The sequence below is a fragment of the Massilia aquatica genome (assembly GCF_011682045.1).
GTDB classification, from domain to species: domain Bacteria; phylum Pseudomonadota; class Gammaproteobacteria; order Burkholderiales; family Burkholderiaceae_D; genus Telluria_A; species Telluria_A aquatica.
In genome coordinates, this window is sequence record NZ_VVIW01000010.1 from 132,010 (window position 1) to 147,789 (window position 15,780).

12 protein-coding genes are annotated in these 15,780 nt (G+C 67.4%); 7 read left to right on the forward strand and 5 right to left on the reverse strand.

Translation table 11 applies throughout. The features are described from left to right. The first annotated feature begins 77 nt into the window (after positions 1–77). Positions 78–1,358: a hypothetical protein gene (locus F1609_RS18180; RefSeq protein ID WP_167077806.1), complete on the forward strand. Its 1,281-nt coding sequence runs from the start codon at positions 78–80 to the stop codon at positions 1,356–1,358. A gap of 133 nt (positions 1,359–1,491) precedes the next feature. On the opposite strand, the gene F1609_RS18185 is transcribed toward F1609_RS18180, so the two are convergent. The 5 genes from F1609_RS18185 to F1609_RS18205 are packed head-to-tail and all read right to left on the reverse strand — an operon-like array spanning position 1,492 to position 6,396. Next, on the reverse strand, positions 1,492–2,190 hold the full coding sequence (locus F1609_RS18185; RefSeq protein ID WP_167077807.1) for a DUF8198 family protein: 699 nt from the start codon (positions 2,188–2,190) through the stop codon (positions 1,492–1,494). Between the two features lie 37 nt (positions 2,191–2,227). After that, positions 2,228–2,647: a hypothetical protein gene (locus F1609_RS18190; protein ID WP_167077808.1), complete on the reverse strand. Its 420-nt coding sequence runs from the start codon at positions 2,645–2,647 to the stop codon at positions 2,228–2,230. Next, on the reverse strand, positions 2,640–3,950 hold the full coding sequence (locus tag F1609_RS18195) for a phosphatase PAP2/dual specificity phosphatase family protein (protein WP_167077809.1): 1,311 nt from the start codon (positions 3,948–3,950) through the stop codon (positions 2,640–2,642). The genes F1609_RS18190 and F1609_RS18195 overlap by 8 nt, the downstream gene beginning before the upstream one ends. After that, positions 3,951–5,750: a bifunctional alpha/beta hydrolase/class I SAM-dependent methyltransferase gene (locus F1609_RS18200; protein WP_167077810.1), complete on the reverse strand. Its 1,800-nt coding sequence runs from the start codon at positions 5,748–5,750 to the stop codon at positions 3,951–3,953. 46 nt (positions 5,751–5,796) lie between these two features. Further along, a complete protein-coding gene (locus tag F1609_RS18205) occupies positions 5,797–6,396 on the reverse strand; it encodes a CDP-alcohol phosphatidyltransferase family protein (RefSeq protein ID WP_167077811.1) in 600 nt (199 codons plus the stop codon). 334 nt (positions 6,397–6,730) lie between these two features. Here F1609_RS18205 and F1609_RS18210 point away from each other — a divergent pair, with 334 nt between their 5' ends. The 6 genes from F1609_RS18210 to F1609_RS18235 all read left to right on the forward strand — a co-directional run bounded on the left by F1609_RS18210 (position 6,731) and on the right by F1609_RS18235 (position 15,747). Continuing rightward, the gene (locus tag F1609_RS18210; RefSeq protein WP_167077812.1) at positions 6,731–7,252 is read left to right on the forward strand and encodes a hypothetical protein; all 522 of its coding nucleotides are present in this window, start codon (positions 6,731–6,733) and stop codon (positions 7,250–7,252) included. Continuing rightward, complete coding sequence (locus F1609_RS18215) at positions 7,249–8,886, forward strand: GMC family oxidoreductase N-terminal domain-containing protein (protein ID WP_167077813.1); 1,638 nt, start codon at positions 7,249–7,251, stop codon at positions 8,884–8,886. The genes F1609_RS18210 and F1609_RS18215 overlap by 4 nt, the downstream gene beginning before the upstream one ends. Next, positions 8,883–9,851, forward strand: a complete 969-nt coding sequence (locus F1609_RS18220; protein ID WP_167077814.1) for an esterase/lipase family protein — start codon at positions 8,883–8,885, stop codon at positions 9,849–9,851. The genes F1609_RS18215 and F1609_RS18220 overlap by 4 nt, the downstream gene beginning before the upstream one ends. A gap of 267 nt (positions 9,852–10,118) precedes the next feature. After that, positions 10,119–13,802: an EAL domain-containing protein gene (locus F1609_RS18225; protein WP_167077815.1), complete on the forward strand. Its 3,684-nt coding sequence runs from the start codon at positions 10,119–10,121 to the stop codon at positions 13,800–13,802. Positions 13,803–13,882: 80 nt separating this feature from the next. Continuing rightward, entirely contained in the window at positions 13,883–15,091 is a 1,209-nt protein-coding gene (locus F1609_RS18230; protein ID WP_167077816.1) for a GAF domain-containing sensor histidine kinase, read from the forward strand. Continuing rightward, positions 15,088–15,747 (forward strand): hypothetical protein, encoded by a 660-nt coding sequence (locus F1609_RS18235; protein ID WP_167077817.1) that lies wholly within the window; start codon positions 15,088–15,090, stop codon positions 15,745–15,747. Before F1609_RS18230 ends, F1609_RS18235 begins: the two co-directional genes overlap by 4 nt. Positions 15,748–15,780 lie beyond the last annotated feature (33 nt).

Genomic DNA, 15,780 nt, shown 5'->3' on the forward strand with positions numbered 1-15,780 from the left:
AAAATAGTCAATTAGCAGCCAGCCGAGCACGCCATGGTCCCCGAGTCGCCCGCATTTCCCTTGTCGCGTGTTCGCCTATGAGCGGCGCACCCCATCCGGCGCCGCTGGCGCATCTGGAGCGGATCGGCGTCATCGACGCCGCCGGCCACGCGCGCGCCCTGGCGCATCCGCTGGCCACCGAACTGGCCGGCGAATTTTCCGTGGCCGACCAGATGGTGTGGCTGGCGTGCCGCGACATCCTCACGGTCAAGGACTTGCGCCAGACGCGCGCCGGTCTGACCGCGCCCGATGACCTGGCGGCGCTCGACGACGCGCTGCACAAGCTGGCGCTGCTCGGGGCCAGCTTCAACCGCCAGCATCTCGACACCCTGTTCGTGGAAGGCGTGATCAGCGCCGACGAGCGCGCCGCCGCCATCGACGCCGCCGCCCTCGACGCGGCGGCCGGCGACGACGACATCCTGGCCTCGCCCGGCGCCGCCCTGGCCTGGGTCGTGTTCAAGGACATCATCCCGCGCCGGCGCGTATGGGACCTGCGCGCCCGTCGCGACAACAGCCTTGAGCGCGGCGCCATCCTGGACCAAGCCGAAACCATGCTGATGCGCTTCGACCGCGACGTCGCCGGCCTGCTGGTCGAGCGCATACCCGGCTCGCGCCGGCTGTGGATCGGCGCCGGGCTGGCCGTGGCCGGCCTGCTGCTCTGGCTGGCGATACGGCCCGGTCCGGTGCTCCCGGTCCCCGCCTGCACCGACCCCGATGTGCTCCTGGCGGCCAACAACCGGGTTCCCCGCGCCAGTCTCGCGCAGCTGGCCGGGGTGCGCGAAGTCGGCTTTGCCAGCCAGACGCGGGTGCGCGCCTGCGCCGCCACGCTCGCCGTGGACGGCAAGGCCGAGCCATTCGCCTTTACGGTGACAATCGACAGCAAGCACAAGGTGACCGAGGTGCTGCCGGCGCAAGCGGCGCTGGTGCAGGCGCGCTATGGTCATCTCGACAGCGGCGGCAAGTTTCCCGACACGGGAGCGCCGATCGGGCGCGCCCGTCTCGACGAGGCATTTCGCGCAGGGGTTTTCAAGATCCTGGCGCGCCACCGGCGCAGCTATCCGGTGCTCGAAGCCGCGCCGCACCGGGTGGCCGAGGTCGAGCCGGTCGGGCCGTGCCGCGTACTGATCGAGAAGCGCCGCTACAGCTGCCGTTTGGTGATCGAGAGGCGCGAGTGGGAGATGGACGGCACGGGCATCAGCGACGCGCATGAAGGCGAGTTCATTTTCGAGCGCAGCGGCGGCCCTTGGCGCGTCAGCGACGATTTCTTGCAGGAGTACGTGGCGATGCTCGGCGCCCGTGCGCCCTCGGCCGGCGAATGAAGCCTGTTTATCTGCGCGTGGTCAAGGGCTCGGCGCGTTGCGCAAGGCGTGGGGGCATGACGGTGTCGAATCAGCCAGTTTCACCGCATGCAGCCGCTCGGAGATTGTCGGACCAAAATTGCTGTCCTTGAAATCAAAACACGTCGAACGGCTCTTTACGCCCGGCGTAGATGTGCCCCATGGCGCGCCGTTCGCGTCCGACGATGGTGTCCACAAAATATGCCGGCTTTTTCATCTTTTTAAAGCTGCCGAAGCCGCGCTCGAGGAACTGGTGCAGCGCGCTCACGCCGGCCAGCCTGGCCGGTCCGCGCATCACCGACAGGGTCAGCGACAACAGCGGAATACGCACCAGCGTGCACAGCGAATCGCCCAGCTGCTGCACCAGGTCGAGCTGGCGCGCGCGCTCCTCGGGCGCGCTGGCGCTGCGGTAGGCCATCAGATAGGCCTGTTCATCGAAAACGGCGCCCAGCGCGCGCGCCAGGCCGGTATCGAGCTTTTCGGTCAGCGCGTCGAGCGCGATGGCGCTGGTGATGGTGTGCAGCGACTCGGCCGGCAGCAGCCGTTGCAGGCTGGGCACGATGCGTTCGAGGTCGGCCTCGCGCTGCCCCAGGTCGTGGGCGCCGTAGATATCGTTGAGAAAAAACGCGGCCGCCTCGCGCGTGTCGGGCGCAGCCAGCAGGTCGGGGTGGGTGGCCGCCAGGCGCGCCGACTGGTAGCGCTTGACGGCCGTGCGCGCCGCCTGCAGGGCCGGATCGCGGCGCGCCATCTCGCGTTCGGCGGCGACTGCGCGCAGGTGGCTTTCCAGTTCTTTGGCCAGCGTGTCTTTGTTCATGGTTCTTGCACCGGAAACAGACAGGGAAGAACGTACACTACCCCAAAAACAGCATGGCGGCCAGCAGCAGGGCTTGCGCCAGGACAAGTCCGATCTGCCACAGCAAAAAGCGGCGCGCCCCTGGCCAGCGCTGCGCCAGGGTGCGCTGCGGCAAAGGCGTGCCGCGGCCCAGGCAGGCGCCCAGGGCGGCGTCGAAGGCGGCCTCGTTGCCGGGTTCGCGCGCCAGCACGGCGAACAGGTCGGCGTCGAGCGCGGCGCGCCAGGCAACATATTTCTCGCCCAGGCCCAGCAGCAGGGCCAGCAGCCCCGCCAGCGGCGCCGCGTGGCCCAGCAGCGCGCACAGCACGCCCAGCGCCAGCAGCAGCGACGAGGCGTGGTCGACCGGAGCGCCGACGCGCAGGAAAGACGCCATCACGCCGGCTTGCGTGGCTTGCTCGCGAAGATGTGGATTAGCCATGGGCGCGGGTTTCCAGCAAGGTCAATTGGGCCTGGTTCAGCACCACTTGCGGGCGTGCTTTACGCAGGATGGACAGCGCCTGCGCGGCGTCGGCCGCCAGACCCCGGCGCAGCAGCCAGCCGGCAATCACCAGCGCGCTGCGCGAATAGCCGAGCGCGCAGTGCACCAGCACCGGTCCTTGCCCGTGCAAACGGTCGAGGGCGTCGATGGCGGCGCCCAGCTGCGCCCGCGAAGGCGCGCGCAGGTCGAGCATCGGCACGCTTTCGTAACGGGCGCGGCGGTGTGGCGCGGCGTGGAATTCGGCGGTCAGGTCGAGCACGGCCATGCCGGCCAGCGCTTCGCGTCCAGGCACGCGCCCGATCCACACGCCCGGCACCACTTCGGCGCGCGCCGGAATGGCGCGGGTGAACCAGCGCGACGAGGTCCAGGCGCCCAGCTGATAGGGCAGCAACAGGGTGCGCGCGGCCCAGCTGGTGCGCCCGCCGTGTTTCTGGAACACGTTTACGCCGAAGTGGCTGTAGGCCAGCGCCACCAGCAGCAAGGCGGTGGCGGGCCATGTCAGCAGCCAGGCCCAGCCGCCCAGCAGGGCCGCCGCCGCCCACAGGGCCGCGCCGCCGATGCCGTAGAACAGCGCCAGCGGCTTGCCGCGCACGCCCGGGGCGGGTGAGCGTTGCCAGCCGTGCGGGGCGTCCGGGAACACGTACACGCAGGCCACCGCCACCAGCAGGCCGCCGACGATGTCGATCGCGTGGTGCTGAAAGGTGGTGAGCACCGAAACGCCGATCAGGATGAACCAGATGTGCAGCAGCCACAGGCCCACGCCGCGCAAGTGGCGCCCGTACACCAGCCACAGCAGCACCAGCAGGCTGATATGCAGCGAGGGCGCCTGGTTGAACGGCTTGTCGAAGCCGGCCAGCGCGGTAAACAGGGCGCCGTTAAAGCCGGTGGTCTCGGGCCGGTCGAAGGAAAAGCGCAGCGGGAACAGGAAGAAGAACAGCACCGAGACGCAGGTGGCCATCAAGAGGCGCTTGGCGTGGGTGTCGAGCTCGGCCTTGGTGGCGCAGACGAACAGCGACACCGCGTAAAAGGCGTCGATCGACATGTACGGCAGGATGGTCCAGTCCCAGAACGGGATATGGCGTTCCCATTCGAAGGCCAGGCTGCCCACGTGCGGCAGGCTGGCGCTCCACCAGTTGGCCAGCCCGTAGGTCAGGAAGAAGAAGGGGCCGAGGAAGGCCAGCCAGACGCAGGCGCGGCGCCATGGCCGCGCCTCTGCCTGCGGCGTTGCGGGAGCCGCCACCATTTAACGAACGGGCGCGCCGGTGCGGCGTGCCAGCGAAACGGTGAAAATGCCCCATTCGTCGGTGAACTGGTCGACCTTCTCGAAGCCGGCGTCGGCCACCAGCTGGTCCATCTCGCCCTGGGTGCGGCGGCGCATGACCCAGGCCGCGCCCTGGCGGTGGCTGGTCAGCGAGCGCGCGATCAGTTCGAGCTGCGGATGCCACGGCTGGCCGGTGTAGACCAGGTAGCCGCCTTCGGCAACCGCTTCGGCCAGGCCCGCCAAGGAGGCGCGGATCAGGGCGTTGTCGGGGAACAGTTCGTACAGGCCCGACACCACCGCCAGGGTCGGGCGCGGGGTGAGCGTGGCCAGCGAGCCGCGATCGAACGCGTCGCCCAGCACGAAGCGCGCGCGCTCCTTCAAGCCCATCGACTCGATCAGGCGCGAACCGCCGTCCACATTGAGCTGGCTGTAATCGCGCAGCAGGATCTGCTCGACCCGCTGCTGCTGGGGCGCCAGCGCTTCCAGGATGTAACGGCCGTGGCCGGCGGCGATGTCGACGATGCGCACCGGCGTCGCTGCCGCTTCCAGGCGCGTCATGGCGCTGGCGATCAGGCGTTCCAGGTGCACCTTGCGCACGCGGATGCCGCGCCAGCCGACGCTGTTCAGATAAATGCGGTCGACCAGGGTGCCCAGCAGCGGCACGCCGCTGGCCTTGTTGCGGTAGACATAGTCGAGCGTGGTGCCGGAGTCGTAGCCGGTGTCGGCGCCGATGCGCAAGCCTTCCGACAATTTGGCGCCGACCCCGATCCAGAAGCGCGACATGGCCCAGTAGGCACTGGCCAGGCTTGACGATGGCGGGCGGCTGATGTTGTCGAATTCGGTCTTGGTCAGGCCGTGCTTGTCGGCGTCGAGCAGGCTCGGCACCGAGGCGGGAACGGCGAACTGGCGCACGATGAAGGCGCGCGCCAGGTCGACCGCCTTGGCGCGGTCGAGTTCGCCCAGCGTGTCGTGATAAAAGCCGTCGAGCACGTGCTTTTCCTTGACCGGGCTGCCCAGGCGATCGAAAAAGGCGTGCTGCGGGCCGTGGTGCACCACCCAGTCGGCGCCGGAGATCAGCAGCTGGGTCGGCACGGTGATGGCGCCGGCGTCGGCCACCACGCGCTCGCCGGTGTCGTACAGCCCCAGCAAAATGTTGACGGCAATCGGGCGCGTGATCAGCGGGTCGCTGTTGTACGAGGCGATGCGGGCCGGATCGTGGGTCAGGAACTTGGCCTTGACGTAGGAATTGACAAAGAACTTGCCGCGCAAGGCTTGCAGCAGCGCCAGGCCCGGACGGGCCAGCGGCACGTACAGCTTGACCTTGAAGGCGGGCGAGGCCAGCACCATGGCGCGGATCTTCGGTGCGTAGTCGTGCACCCAGGCCGAGGCCACCACCGCGCCCACGCTCTGCGCAATCACCGCCAGCTCGCTCGGGGCGATGGCGTAGGTGGCGCCGATGTGGGCGATGAAGGCGTCCATGTCCTTGATCAGGGTGGCCATGCTCTCGGCGTAGCCGCGCTCGCCGGCCGAGCGTCCGAGGCCGCGCGCATCCCAGGCGAAGAAGGCGAATTCGGGCAGTTTCAGCTCGTCGACCAGGTGCGCCACGCGGCCTCCGTGTTCGTGCCCGCGGTGAAACAGCACCACGGCGCGCTGGCCGCTGGCGGCGGCGCCCGGCCAGTAGCGGTAGAACAGGCGCGTACCGTCGAAGCTGTCGAAGCCGCATTCCTGGCAGGTGCGGACGGTGCTGGTGCTGTTGCTGTTACTGCTGTGATCAATGGTCATCGGTCAAAATCCTGGATGTGGGAGAGCGTTTGTCAGAGTAGGGCGGTCAGGGCGCGCCGGCGGCGGCGCGGCGGGCGCGGTTCCAGCAGGTGAGCGCCAGCAGGACCAGCATGAACATGAAGACCGGATTGAGGTAGGGCAGGACCGGCACGCCCGTGCCGATCAGCAGGCCGAGCAGGCCGAGCAGGAAGGCGCGGTCGCTTTTGCCGGACGGGCCGTCGTAGCGCCGCCCTGCTCCGGTGGTCTGGCCCACCACGCCGATGAATTCGGTCAGCGTGGACAGGTAAATCACCGCGTATACCAGTTGCGGATTAACGCCCGCCAGCGCGGCGAACGGCACCAGGAGGGCGGCGTCGGCGATCAGGTCGCCCACTTCATTGAGCACGGCGCCCAGTTTGCTCTGCTGGCCGTGCTCGCGCGCCAGCATGCCGTCGACCGCGTTCAGGGCCATGCGCGCAAACATGAACAGCGGCAGCAGCAGGTAGGGCAGGGTGGAGCCGGCCAACAGCATCCACGCGCCATATGCCACCGAGGCCAGCATGGCCGCCACGGTGACCATGTTGGCCGTGACCGCGCGCCGGAACAGCCAGGTGGTGAAGGGGCGCAGGAGCGCCTGGAAGCGTGGCTTGAGGTCGTATATTGTCATGGTCGGGCAAGAAGTCGGGCAAACAAGGTGGCGTGCAACATGGGTCGTGAGAGTGCGGGCGCGCGGGCGCGGGTCGGTGGCGCCCGGGACAATGATGCGGCGCGCCTGGCATGGTGAAACCGGCGTAAAACCGATTCCATAAAGTAATACATTCTATTATTACACGAAGTTCCGATTCCTCAAAGTAATAAAACATAGTAATAACTATACGTTTAAAGTTAACGCGGGCCCGTCTTTTTACCAGAAACTCCTAGATGGATGACTCTAGTTTGTGCGATTTCGCGCCCGCCGCTTTGGCGTACACTAGCCAAAAAATAGTATGGAAAACAACGACATGGAGACAAAACGCAGAACCTTCCTCAAGGTTGGCGCGCTCGGCGCGCTGGCCCTGGCGGCGGGCGGCGGGATTTATCGTTACATCCACCCTTCGCCGCTGGGGCGCTTCGTGCTCGACGGCGAAGCCAAGGCGGCCATCGACGCCATCGTGCCGGCCATGCTGGCCGGGGCCCTGCCGGACGATCCGGGCGCGCGCGGCGCCGCCGTGGCCGCGACCACCGTGCGCGTGCACCAGGCCATTCTGGGCTTGCCGCTGGCGGCGCAGAAGGAAGTCCAGGACCTGTTCGGATTGCTGTCGCTGGCGCCTGCGCGGCGTCTGCTGGCGGGCGTATCGGGCGGCTGGGCCGGCGCCAGCGTCGAGCAGGTGGCCGTGTTTTTGCACGACTGGCGCTTTCACCGCCTCGGCATGCTGCAAAGCGCCTACCACGCGCTGCACGACCTGATCATCGGCTCCTGGTATGCCGATCCGTCGAGCTGGGCCGCCATCGGTTACCCCGGGCCGATGAAGGAACTGGCATGAGCGCCGCAGTTTCTGTTATCCCTGATCCGGTCGCCGCCGGCATCGCCGCCGGCTGGAAGGTGATCGACGCCGCCGCGCTGGAAGCCGACCGCGCTCTTGAGGCCGACGTCGTCATCATCGGCAGCGGCGGCGGCGGCGGCGTGAGTGCCGAAATCCTGGCGCTGGCCGGCCTGAAGGTGATCATCGTGGAAGAGGGCGCGCTCAAGTCCTCGAGCGACTTCAAGATGCGCGAAGCGGATGCGTATCCGGCCCTGTACCAGGAGTCGGCCGCGCGCAAGACGCGCGACAAGGCGATCAACATTTTGCAGGGCCGTACCGTGGGCGGCTCGACCACCGTCAACTGGACCTCCAGCTTTCGCACGCCGGAACCGACCCTCGGCTACTGGCAAAAGAACTTCGGCCTGTCGACCTACACCAGCGCGGCGCTGGCTCCGTGGTTCGCCATGATGGAGGCGCGCCTGTCGATCGGCGAGTGGCAAGCCCCGCCCAACGAAAACAACGACCTGCTGCGGCGCGGCGCCGAACGCCTCGGCATCTCCTCGGCGGCGATCAGGCGCAATGTCAAGGGCTGCTGGAACCTCGGCTACTGCGGCATGGGCTGCCCGACCAACGCCAAGCAGTCGATGCTGGTGACGACGATTCCATCGGCGCTGGCCCACGGCGCCACCCTGGTCACCCATGCGCGCGCGCAGCGCCTGGTGTTCAGGGGCGACGCCGTCGATCACCTGCTGTGCGAGGCGCTCGGCGCGGACGGCCTGGCCGCCAGCGGGCGCACCGTCACGCTGCGCGCGAAGCACTTCATCGTCGCCGGCGGGGCGATCAACTCGCCGGCGCTGCTGCTGCGTTCGCGCGCGCCCGATCCGCACGGGCTGCTGGGGCGGCGCACCTTCCTGCATCCGACCGTGATTTCGGCCGCCATTTTCGCGCAGCGCGTCGATGGCTTTGCGGGCGCGCCGCAGACCATCTATTCCGACCACTTCCTGCACAACGGCCCGCTCGACGGCCCGATCGGCTACAAGCTCGAAGCGCCGCCCCTGCACCCGCTGCTGCTGTCGACCACCATGGCCGGCTACGGCCAGGCGCACGCCGACACCATGCGCCAGTTCCCGCATGTGCATGGCTTGCTGGCGCTGCTGCGCGACGGCTTCCATGATGACGCCCCCGGCGGCAGCGTGGGCCTGACCCGCGAGGGCGCGGCGCTGCTCGACTACCCGATCAAAGGCTATGTCTGGGACGGCATGCGGCGCGCCCTGTTGTCGATGGCCGAAATCCAGTTCGCCGCGGGCGCGGCCAGCGTGCAGCCGGTGCACGAACTGGCGGCGCGCTACACCAGCTGGGAGGCCGCCAAAAAAGGCATCGGCGCGCTGCCGATGAAAGAGCACATCACGCGCGTGGTCTCGGCCCACGTGATGGGCGGCTGCACCATGAGCGACGACGAGCGGCGCGGCGTGGCCGGCTCCAACGGCCGCTATCACGGCGTGCGCAACCTGTCGGTGCACGACGGCTCGCTGTTCCCGACCTCCATCGGCGCCAATCCGCAGCTGTCGGTGTACGCCATCACGGCGCGCCTGGCCAGCGAGCTGGCGCAGGCGCTGACCGGGCGCCCGACCGCGCCCTTGGCGCCAGCGGCATGAGCGCGCGCGCCATGCTGCGCTGGGTGCTGCTGGTGCAGCTGGTGCTGTCGGCGGCCATTGCGTACGGCGCGCTGCGCTACGGCGCGGTGGCGTCGACCTGGCTGGCGGCCGCCTGCGGGCTGGCCTGCGTGCTGCTGGCGCGCATGCTGCTCACGGCGAACAACTTCAGGGCCACGGCGCGCTTTTCCAGCGCGACCCCGGCGCCGTTCCAGATCGGCGCGGGGGCCAGGCTGCGCCTGTTCGCCGAAGAATTCATCGCGACCCTGACCCATTCCTCATGGTTCATGGCGCACGCGTCGGCGCACCAGCGCATCCACGCGGGCGCCACGGCGCCGCCACTGCTGCTGTTGCATGGCTACGGCTGCAACAGCGGCTACTGGACCCACCTGGTGCGCGAGCTGGACGCGGCGCGCATCAGCCACGCCACGCTCGACCTGGAGCCCATGCTGGCCGGGATCGACGACTTCGTGCCGGCGGTGCGGGGCGCCGTCGAGGCCCTGTGCGCGGCCAGCGGCGCGCAGCAGGTGATCATCGTCGGCCACAGCATGGGCGGCCTGGTGGCGCGCGCCTACCTGCGCGCCCACGGCAGCGCGCGCGTGGCGCATGTCTTCACCATCGGCACCCCGCACCATGGCACCAGCCTGGCCAGCAAGGGGCCGGGCCTGAACGCGGTCCAGATGCAGTACCACGGCGGCGACGCCGGCGGCGACGGCGGCGACCCAGCGGCGGGTGGCTGGCTGCGCGCACTGGCCGCCAGCGAAAGCGCGCAGACGCGCGCGCTGATCACGTCGCTCTTCACCCATCACGACAACATCGTCGCCCCGCAAACGTCGAGCGTGCTCGAAGGCGCCCGCAACATCGCCTTCGGTGGCGTCGGCCACGTGGCGCTGGGACGCAACCGGCGCGTGCTGGCGCGCCTGATGCAGGAAATTAACACTCTGTCTACAGCCCGCGATAATCTTTAGCAACACCCCTGAAAGCCGTGCTACAGTCATTGTGAAATTGATTGTCATGGACAATCCGATTTCCTCTCGTGAGTAATGGTGAGTTTCTTATGCTGTATGCATGATGCCGGCGCATTCTGTCGCCGATTAACGACTGCTGCGGCCGTGTTGTTCCTGTTTCGTCGCGCACAATTGCCTATGCATGCATGAATGTGTCAGGATGCAACAGAAGAGCAGACGGTGATGCCACCAGTTGCACGAGTACCGGTATTAACCAGGAGCGCCACAGTGTCCGCACGCATCCTCATAATCGAAGACAACCCCACCAACATGGAGTTGATGGTGTATCTGCTGAAGGCATTCGGCTATACCCCGTTGACGGCGTACGACGGCGTGAGCGGCGTCGACACCGCCCGAGAGACGATGCCCGACCTGATCATCTGCGATGTGCACCTGCCCAAGCTGGACGGCTACGGGGTGGTAGCGGCGCTCAAGGGCGACCCCAGCCTGGCCGCAATCCCGGTGCTGGCGGTGACCGCGCTGGCCATGGTGGGCGACCGCGAACGCCTGCTCGACGCCGGTTTCGACGGCTACATCGGCAAGCCGATCGAGCCCGATACCTTCGTGGCCCAGCTCGAGAGCTTCCTGCCGCTGCAGGCGCCGGCCGAGCTGGTGGCCAGCGTCGAGGAAAGCCTGGCCGTGCCGACCGCCGCGCCGGCGGGCGTGGGCCGCACCGACAAGCAGGCCACCATCCTGATCGTCGACGACCATGTGTTGAACCGCGAATTCCTGATGACCCTGCTCGGCTACGGGGGCCACCGCCTGCTCGAAGCGGCCAACGGCGTCGAGGGCCTGAAGATGGTGCATGCCGAGCGGCCTGACCTGGTCATCTCGGACATCCTGATGCCGAACATGGACGGCTACGAATTCGTCACGCGCCTGCACAGCGATCCGGCCACGGCCCACCTGCCGGTGATCTTCTACACCGCCACCTACCGCGAGCGCGAAGCGAACAAGATGGCGCAGGCCTGCGGGGTGCAATGGGTGCTGCCCAAACCGTCGGACCCGGATGTGATCCTGCGCACCGTGCACGAAGCGCTTGGCATCACCGATCCGGTCATGCTGCCCTCGTTCACGGCGCCGCCGGCCGAGCCAAGCCGCATGTTCTCGATCGATAACACGGTGGCCGAATACCTGGTCGAAGTCGAGTCGAGCAGCAGCCAGGTGCTCTCGCGCATCGCCAGCCACGGCATGCCCGAGCCCTCGTACGACCTGTCGCAGATGACCGACCGGCTCTCGAGTTCCCTGTCGAGCCTGCAGGCGGTGAGCCTGCGCCTGACCGCCCTGATCGAACTCGGTATCGAACTGGGCGCCGAGCGCGATCCGACCGCGCTGCTCGAAATCGGCTGCCGCGTGGCGCAGAACATCTGCGTCTCCAAATATGCCTGCATCGGCGTGCTCGATGAGGGCGCCGATGAACTGAGCTACTTTTCCTCGTGCGGCGAAAACCGCCAGGCGCGCGTGGTGGCCGCCACTCCGCGCGCCGGGGTGCTGGCCAAGGTGCTCGACGAGGAAGTCCCGGTGCGCATCGAGGGCATCGATGGCGACCCGCGTTCGGTCGGCCTGCCGCAGGGCCACCCGCCGGTGCATTCCTTTCTCGGCGTGCCGATCGCCTCGCGCGAGCGCGTGCACGGTTGGCTGTACCTGGTCGACAAGCTCGGCGCCGACGGCTTTTCGGAAGTCGACGAACGGGTCGCGGTGACGGTCAGCGCGCAGATCGCGGTGGCCTACGAAAACCTGCTGCTGTACGAAGAAATCAAGCGCCACCACGCGCAGCTCACGGCCGACATGACGGCGCGCATTCGCCTCGACGAAGACCTGCGCCGCTTTCGCACCGCCATGGACGCCACCGCCGACGCGATTTTCCTGATCGACCGCTCGGGCATGGCCTTCGTCGACGTCAACGCCACCGCCTGCCGCATGCTCGGCTTCTTTCGCGACGACTTCCTGGCGCTGTCGGCGCCGGCGCGGCCGGGCGAGGACGAGAACGACAAGCTGCGCCTCAAAGACCTGTACGACAAGCTGCTTTCGGGCGACCAGTCGGGCGCCATGGCCGAAATCCTGGTGCAGCGCAAGGACGGCTCGACCCTGTCGGTCGAAGTGCAGCGCCGCACCCTGCGCTCCGGTTCCAGCTGGATCCTGGTGGCGGTGGCGCGCGACATCACCGAGCGCAAGGAATCCGAACTGCGCCTGCTCAAGCTGGCCCATTTCGACACCCTGACCGGACTGCCCAACCGCAGCCAGTTCTATTCTTCGCTCACGCGGGCGCTGGAACAGGCCGCGGAACACCGCTGGGCGGTGGGCGTGCTGTTCCTCGACGTGGACCGCTTCAAGACCGTCAACGACACGCTCGGGCACCCGATCGGCGACGAGCTGCTGCGCCAGTTCGCCGGCCGCCTGGTCGACTGCCTGCGCGTGCGCGACACCATCGGCCGCTTCGGCGGCGACGAATTCGCCGCCATCCTGATGCTGCCGGAAGGTCCGCAGACGGCCATTGCGGTGGTCGACAAGATCCGCGAGAGCCTGCGCCGCCCGTTCGACCTGGAAGGGCACGAAGTGACCGTCACGGCCAGCATCGGCATCACGGTCTATCCGGACGACGGGCTCGACGCCGATACCCTGATCAAGTACGCCGACACAGCCATGTACCGCGCCAAGGAAGCCGGGCGCGATGCGTTCCGCTTTTTCACGGCCGAGATGAACGCCCAGTCGCTGGCGCGGCTGGATCTGGAAAACGCGCTGCGGCGCGCCATCGACAACGAAGAATTCGTGCTGTACTACCAGCCCAAGGTGCACATCGGGTCGGGGCGCATCAGCGGCGCCGAAGCGCTGATCCGCTGGAAGCGGCCGGGCCACGGCATGGTCTCGCCCGGCCTGTTCATTCCGATTTTAGAGGAGACCGGCCTGATCGTGCGGGTCGGCACCTGGGTGCTGAACGAAGCGTGCCGCAAGATCAGCGAATGGGGGAGAAGCAAGATCGGGCCGGTGCATCTGTCGGTGAACGTGTCGGGCATCCAGTTTTTCGTCGGCGGCCTGGAACAGGAAGTGCTCAATGCGATCAAGGTGCACGACATCGCGCCCGAACTGCTCGAACTCGAACTGACCGAAAGTTCGCTCATGTCGAACGCGGAAGATACCATTACCGTGCTGCGCAACCTGAAGGCGCTCGGGATCCAGATTTCGATCGACGATTTCGGCACTGGTTACTCGAGCCTGGCGTACCTGAAGCGCTTCCCGATCGACAAACTGAAGATCGACATCGCCTTCGTGCGCGAAGTGACCAGCAATCCGGACGACGCGGCCATCGTGCTGGCCATCATCAACATGGCGCACAGCCTGAAGCTGCAGGTGATCGCCGAAGGCGTGGAGAAGGATGCGCAACTGGCCTACCTGCGCCGCCACGGCTGCGACGAGATGCAGGGCTACTACTTCAGCCGCCCGCTGCCGGAAGAGGACTTCGAGCAGATGCTCGGCGAAGGCAAGTACCTGATGCCGCCGCTCGACGAGTCGCTGCTGAACCAGCAAACCCTGCTCATCGTCGACGACGACGCCTTCATGCTCGACGTGCTGTCGGACTTCCTGGCGCAGGATGGCTACCGCATCCTGACCGCGCAGACGGCGGCCGAAGGCTTCGACATCTTGGCGCGCCACAAGGTGCAGGTGATCCTGTGCGACCAGTGCATGCCGCTCATGAGCGGGACCGAATTCATGGAGCGGGTCAAGAACCTGTGCCCGGATACCTTCCGCATCATGCTGTCGGCGTATTCGGACCTCACGCCCATCATGGCGGCGATCAACCATGGCGCGATCGACCGCTTTTACACCAAGCCGTGGAAGGGGGCGGTCCTGCGCGAGAATATCCGCGAAGGCTTCCGCCTGCATCGCCAGATGCACGGGCGCCAGGCGGCTTAGAGCGGCGCAAAATCTCCCGCACCCGGCCCGCATGATACGATTGCGCTTCGTCCAACCGGGTTTTCGCGCAAGAGAGATTGATGCAAACAGAGATAGCCGCCGATATCGCCGCCATTGAGGCGATTTCATCTGTTCCAACCATCCTCGAAGCGGTGGCCGCGATCACGGGCCTGCGTTTTGTTTGCATCGCGCGCGTGACGCACGATGCGTGGACCACCTGCGCCGTGCGCGACGAGCTCGGACTCGGCGTGAAGGTCGGCGACGGCCTCGATGTGGCCACCACCCTGTGCGAGGAAGTGCGCGACTCGGGCCGCCCGGTCATCATCGACAACGTCAGCGAAGACGCGCGCTACCGCGACCACCATACGCCGCGCATGTACGGCTTCCAGAGCTATATATCGCTGCCCATCCACCGGCCGGACGGCTCGTATTTCGGCACCCTGTGCGGGCTCGATCCCTTGCCGGCGTCGTTGTCGACCACGGCCACGGTGTCGAGCATGACCCTGTTCGCCCAGCTCATCTCCAAGCATCTCGAAAACGAACTGAAACTGACCGAATCGCAGTCGGCGCTGCTGGACGAGCGCGATACCTCGGAATTGCGCGAGCAGTTCATCGCCGTGCTCGGGCACGATGTGCGCACGCCGCTCTCGTCGATCCTGCTGGGCACCGAACTGTTGCGGCGCGAGCCCCTCTCGGCGCAGGCCGAAAGCGTGGTCGAGCGCATGCGGCGCAGCGCGCTGCGCATCTCGGCGCTGGTTGGCGACGTCATGGACTTTACGCGCGGGCGCATGGGCGGCGGTATCGCGCTCGACCTGCGCAATGAGGCCGGCCTGCGCCAGTGGCTCGAACAGGTGGTGGCCGAGTTGCAGGGCGCCTATCCGGAGCAGCGCATCGGGCTCGAGGTCGACCTGCCGCACAGCGTGTACTGCGACCCGGCGCGCATCCAGCAACTGCTGTCGAACCTGCTCAAAAACGCGCTGGTGCACGGTGCGCGCAGCGAGCCAGTGCTGGTGTGCGCCCGGGCGCGCGACGGCCAGTTCGAGATCAGCGTGAGCAACGGCGGGCCGGCCATCGCGCCGGCCACGATCGGGCAGCTGTTCAAGCCATTCTGGCGGGCGTCCAGCCAGGTCGCCAGCGAGGGCCTCGGACTGGGCCTGTTCATCGTGTCCGAAATCGCCCGTTCGCACGGCGCCACGCTGGAAGTGATTTCCGAGGATGGCGCCACCCGCTTCACGTTCCGCATGCAAGCCGGCGCCTCGGTCGAGCGGCGCATGCTGGCGCGCGCATGAGGCGGGTGTTGATGCTGGTGCTGCCAGCGCTGCTGGCGGCGGGCGCGCCGGCCGCCGCCGATACCGTGATCAACCTCCAGACGCGCGCGCCCTCCGAGGCCGAGGTGAAATCCTTCCATGCGTATTACCAGAAGCGCTTTCCCGATAATCACAGTGCGCAGCCGACGTTTTCGGTCACGCGCGCGCACGCCGGCGCGCCGTGGGAAGTCAGCGCGGCGGTGAGCATGGCGCCACGGCGCGGCCTCAAGCAGCTGTGCCGCATGCAGCGGGTCGACTTCACGTACGTCGCCGGCGGCCAGTGGAGCGCTGCCGACAGGCTGCGCCAGTTCGTCTGGCTGGACCGCGCCAGCGGCTGCGCGATCCCGGCCAGGCCGGTGGAACTGTTGCAGCGCATGCCCGACACGGAGTTGACCGGGGTGCTGGCGCAGCAGGGGGCATTGCTGGAAAAAGCGCGCCTGCTCCTGGCCGGGAACACCGCCTGCGCGCGCGATCGTTCGCTGCCGTACTACCTGCATGCGATTGATGTCGGCGCCACCGGCTCGAGCAGCGAGGAAATGGTGGCGCTGACTTACCGCAGCGGGCGCGGGGCCGACGCCACCATCTGGGCGCGCCGCAGCGGCGCCGACTACGATGCGTGGAACGCGGACTGTCGCTAATCCAGGAGCTAGTGTCCTGAGTTAGAAATTCGT